This window comes from Bradyrhizobium sp. (assembly GCF_017881085.1).
Taxonomy (GTDB): Bacteria; Pseudomonadota; Alphaproteobacteria; order Rhizobiales; family Xanthobacteraceae; genus Bradyrhizobium.
The window spans coordinates 1-3,997 of the sequence record NZ_JADGRI010000411.1; the positions used below are offsets into that span (position 1 = coordinate 1).

Annotated in this window: 5 protein-coding genes; 1 reads left to right on the top strand and 4 read right to left on the bottom strand. The window is 62.1% G+C overall.

Annotation, left to right across the window (positions count from 1 at the left end; translation table 11 throughout):
* The 4 genes from QZ213_RS25630 to QZ213_RS25645 all read right to left on the bottom strand — a co-directional run.
* A partial coding sequence (locus QZ213_RS25630) for a GTP-binding protein (protein WP_291688860.1) occupies positions 1-870 on the bottom strand: 870 nt, incomplete at its 3' end.
* Between the two features lie 31 nt (positions 871-901).
* Positions 902-1,372, bottom strand: coding sequence for a 30S ribosomal protein S7 (rpsG, locus tag QZ213_RS25635; RefSeq protein ID WP_291688861.1), 471 nt, complete (start codon positions 1,370-1,372; stop codon positions 902-904).
* A 15-nt stretch (positions 1,373-1,387) separates the two neighbouring features.
* Positions 1,388-1,759, bottom strand: a complete 372-nt coding sequence (rpsL, locus tag QZ213_RS25640; RefSeq protein ID WP_011473880.1) for a 30S ribosomal protein S12 — start codon at positions 1,757-1,759, stop codon at positions 1,388-1,390.
* Between the two features lie 635 nt (positions 1,760-2,394).
* A complete protein-coding gene (locus QZ213_RS25645) occupies positions 2,395-3,585 on the bottom strand; it encodes a GNAT family N-acetyltransferase (RefSeq protein WP_365885311.1) in 1,191 nt (396 codons plus the stop codon).
* 109 nt (positions 3,586-3,694) lie between these two features.
* On the opposite strand from QZ213_RS25645, the gene QZ213_RS25650 reads away from it, so the two are divergent.
* A partial coding sequence (locus QZ213_RS25650) for an FAD-dependent monooxygenase (protein WP_291688862.1) occupies positions 3,695-3,997 on the top strand: 303 nt, incomplete at its 3' end.

Below are 3,997 nucleotides of genomic sequence, written 5' to 3' on the forward strand. Positions count from 1 at the left end.
GCCCTTGATGGCGGGCACGTCGACCGGCGACGGCAGATAGTCGACCACCGCGTCGAGCAGCGGCTGCACGCCCTTGTTCTTGAACGCCGAGCCGCACAGCACGGGAAAGAACGCGCCGGTCAGCACGGCCTTGCGGATCAGCCGCTTCAGCGTCGGCTCATCCGGCTCCTTGCCGTCGAGGTAAGCAGCGAGAACCTCGTCATCGAGCTCGACGGCGGCTTCCAGCAGCTTCTCGCGATATTCCTTGGCCTTGTCGACCATATCCTCGGGGATATCGACGTCGGTGAACTTGGCGTCGAGCTTCTCTTCTTCCCAGATCACGCCCTTCATGCGGACGAGATCGACCAGACCCTTGAAGTTATTCTCGGAGCCGATCGGAAGTTGGATCGCGATCGGCTTGGCGCCAAGGCGATCGACAATATCCTGCATGCATTTGTAGAAGTCGGCGCCGGTCTTATCCATCTTGTTGGCGAAAACGATGCGCGGAACCCGGTACTTGTCGCCCTGGCGCCAGACGGTCTCGGTCTGCGGCTCTACGCCCTGGTTGGAATCAAGCACGCACACCGCGCCGTCGAGCACGCGCAGCGAACGCTCGACTTCGATGGTGAAGTCGACGTGGCCGGGGGTGTCGATGATGTTCAGACGCTTGCCGTTCCAGAACGCGGTGGTCGCGGCCGACGTGATGGTGATGCCGCGCTCCTGCTCCTGCTCCATCCAGTCCATCGTCGCGGCACCTTCGTGCACTTCGCCGATCTTGTGGCTCTTGCCGGTATAATAAAGGATGCGCTCGGTGGTCGTGGTCTTGCCGGCATCGATATGCGCCATGATACCGAAGTTGCGGTAGTCCTCTATGGCATGAACGCGGGGCATGGGTTGTTCCTTAAGATCCGTTGTTTCGCCGTTACCAGCGATAGTGCGAGAAGGCACGGTTGGCTTCCGCCATCCGGTGCACGTCTTCACGCTTCTTGACGGCGTTTCCCCTGCCATTCGACGCGTCGAGCAACTCGGCCGAGAGCCGCTCCGTCATCGTCTTTTCATTGCGCTCGCGTGCCGCCGTGATGATCCAGCGAATCCCCAGCGCCTGCCGGCGCACCGAGCGGACTTCGACCGGCACCTGGTAGGTGGCGCCGCCGACGCGGCGCGACCGAACTTCGATGGTCGGCATCACGTTTTCCAGAGCCTGCTCGAACACCGGCAACGGGCCCTGCTTGGTCTTGGCTTCGATCATTTCGAGCGCGCCATAGACGATGCTCTCGGCGGCAGACTTCTTGCCGTCGTACATGACCGAGTTCATGAACTTCGTAATGATGATGTTCCCGAATTTCGGATCCGGGTTCACTTCACGCTTTTCAGCAGAATGGCGACGAGACATCTGGTCGGTTCCCGATTATTTCGGACGCTTCGCGCCGTACTTCGAACGGCGCTGCTTACGATTCTTGACGCCCTGGGTATCGAGGACGCCGCGGAGAATGTGGTAGCGCACGCCGGGCAAATCCTTGACGCGGCCGCCGCGGATCATGACCACCGAGTGCTCCTGAAGGTTATGGCCTTCACCCGGAATATAGCCGATGACCTCGAAGCCGTTGGTCAGGCGCACCTTTGCGACCTTACGAAGCGCCGAGTTCGGCTTCTTCGGGGTCGTGGTGTAGACGCGCGTGCAAACACCGCGCTTCTGCGGCGACTGCTGCAGCGCCGGCACCTTCTTGCGCGACTTCTGGACAACGCGCGGACTTGCGATCAGCTGGTTGATCGTCGGCATGTCAGCCTTCACCCTTTAGTTCACGCGAAACCGCACATCGGCTCCGCAAATTTGTTTTGAGGCCACCTGCCCCACCCGGCCGCCTGGCGCGAAACATCCGCGCAAAGCGAAATCGCGCCAACTGCTCATCGCTGAGCGGAAAGCGCTTCGACGCCACAGAGGACCGCAGTCGTGACCGATCAGCTTGCGCTGTTCAGTCGGCTACCGAGGTCATGCATCCGATATCAATCTCAAGAGAACTTGCTCGAGAGAACCAAGATCGTCCTGGCAGTGCCTAGCTATCATCGACAGCGTTTGAGCGGCATTCGTCGAGGTTGGTGCCCGCCTCAATCCCGTAGGACTGAAAGGGTGATCCGTTCCGACTCTGGCGTCGCTCACCGCCTGTCGTTAAGTGCGCGGGTTGTATCGGCGGTAGATAGGCAAGTCAAGACGAAACGACAAGACGAGAAGCGCCTGCGGCATAGGCGGAATCATCATGCTCGTGAATCTTAGCACAGGCCGATATCGCGCCTTTGGGCATCAGCGACGGCGAATCCCGTGAGCCTCTGCGACGCCCCTCCTGGCCTGCCATTGCGACCGATCATCCAGAACCGGCGAAACGCGTTATTACCCGGGTAATATAGGGCCATTCAGACCTATACGGGCGCCGCCAGGCTCAATTTCTTCGGCGCCGGGGCCGAGGGCCGGTGGCGCAGCCGGTCGCGCCAGCTCCGCAAACGCTGGTAGCCGAGCTGCCGCCCGGCTTCCAGCCGGTAGGCGAGCGATTTTCCCGGGCCGAGATCGACCAGCATATCGACCATGGTCCGGCGCCCGGTCCAGAGCTGCGCCATGAAGCTTGCTTCCGCCGCGCAGGAATTGATCGCCCGAACCTCGGAACCGGCAAACAGCTCCTCGGTGATCTTGTCGATCAGAAGCGTGCCCGGCGAATATTTGGCGTAGGTCGCGCAGAACGCGGTTTTCCAGGTGTAGGCCGTGGTCCCGCAATACATCAGCACCTGCGCGGCGATGGCCTCGCCGCCGACCCGCAGCAGCGCCACCGAAGCTTCGCCCCGCGCAGCCAGATTTTGCAGCAATCGCCGCACGAAGGCGGCGTCGTGGCTATCCGACAGCAGCGCGGTGCCCTCCTCGCCCTTCCAGCTGGCTTTTTCCAGCGCGAGAAACGTTTCAAACGCCTGCTCCGCGCCGGCGGGCGTCCTGTCGTTCACCACCTCGACGGCGCCGAGCGCCGTCAATCGATTCCAGTCCTGCCGCAGCTTCTTGCGGGTCGACCCGGATCGCTTGACGCCGAATTCGGGGGTCACGAAGGGGCGCGCGCTTGCGGAAAGCATCAGGGGTGTGACGCCGCGCGCCGCCAGTTCGCGCAGCATCGCGGGATAACTTGGGTCTTCTGCGTCGAAGTCATGCAGGCTCACGACGTCGGGCAGCGACGGGCTCTTGTCGATCGCCGCGAAGAACGCGGGGATTACCGCGTTGACATAGGCAGGATCGACCACGGGGCTGGAAAGAAAAGCGTAGTTGTAGGGCAGCGCTTCCAGCACCGTCGGCCAGAACGGCGCCATCTTTCGTAGCCGCAGCGCCCAGACGCCGACGAGCTTCCGCGCACCCGCGCCCTCCTCCCAGGCCAGCAACATCAAAATCCTGGCGAAGTCGGTCGCGCAAGCGGCCTGCAGCGCGGCGGGGTTCATGAAGACGTTGGAGGATGCACGCCGGACGAGGTCGTCCCAGTGCGGGCCGACGACCTGACTAGGTGAATCAATCGTTACCGAAATCATCGGACCCATGCTTTGAGCGACGGCGGCGCGGCGGTGATCTTGTCCGTCCGACATTGCCTTTCGGTTAAATCGGCATCCGGCAACCGGCTTTTCAGCACCTCGCTTTCAAGATTTGTTTGCGTTTTCGGGCGCATTGATAGGGCCTTCGGTCGAGAGGCAATGCATGCGCTACACGGATGTTGCGATCGTCGGCGGTGGTCTCGCCGGTTCAACCGCGGCGGCGATGCTGGGACGCGCTGACATCGCCGCGGTCCTGATCGACCCACACAGCATCTATCCGCCCGAGCTGCGCTGCGAAAAGCTCGGCGGCGAACAGCTCGACTTGCTGCGCAAGACCGGTCTTGCGAATGCCACCTTGCGCGCGACGACGCTCGACGGCGAAGTCTGGGAAGCGCGTTTCGGCCATGTCGTCGCCAAAAAACCCAGCGACCAGCACGGCGTGATGTACGATACGCTCGTCAACACC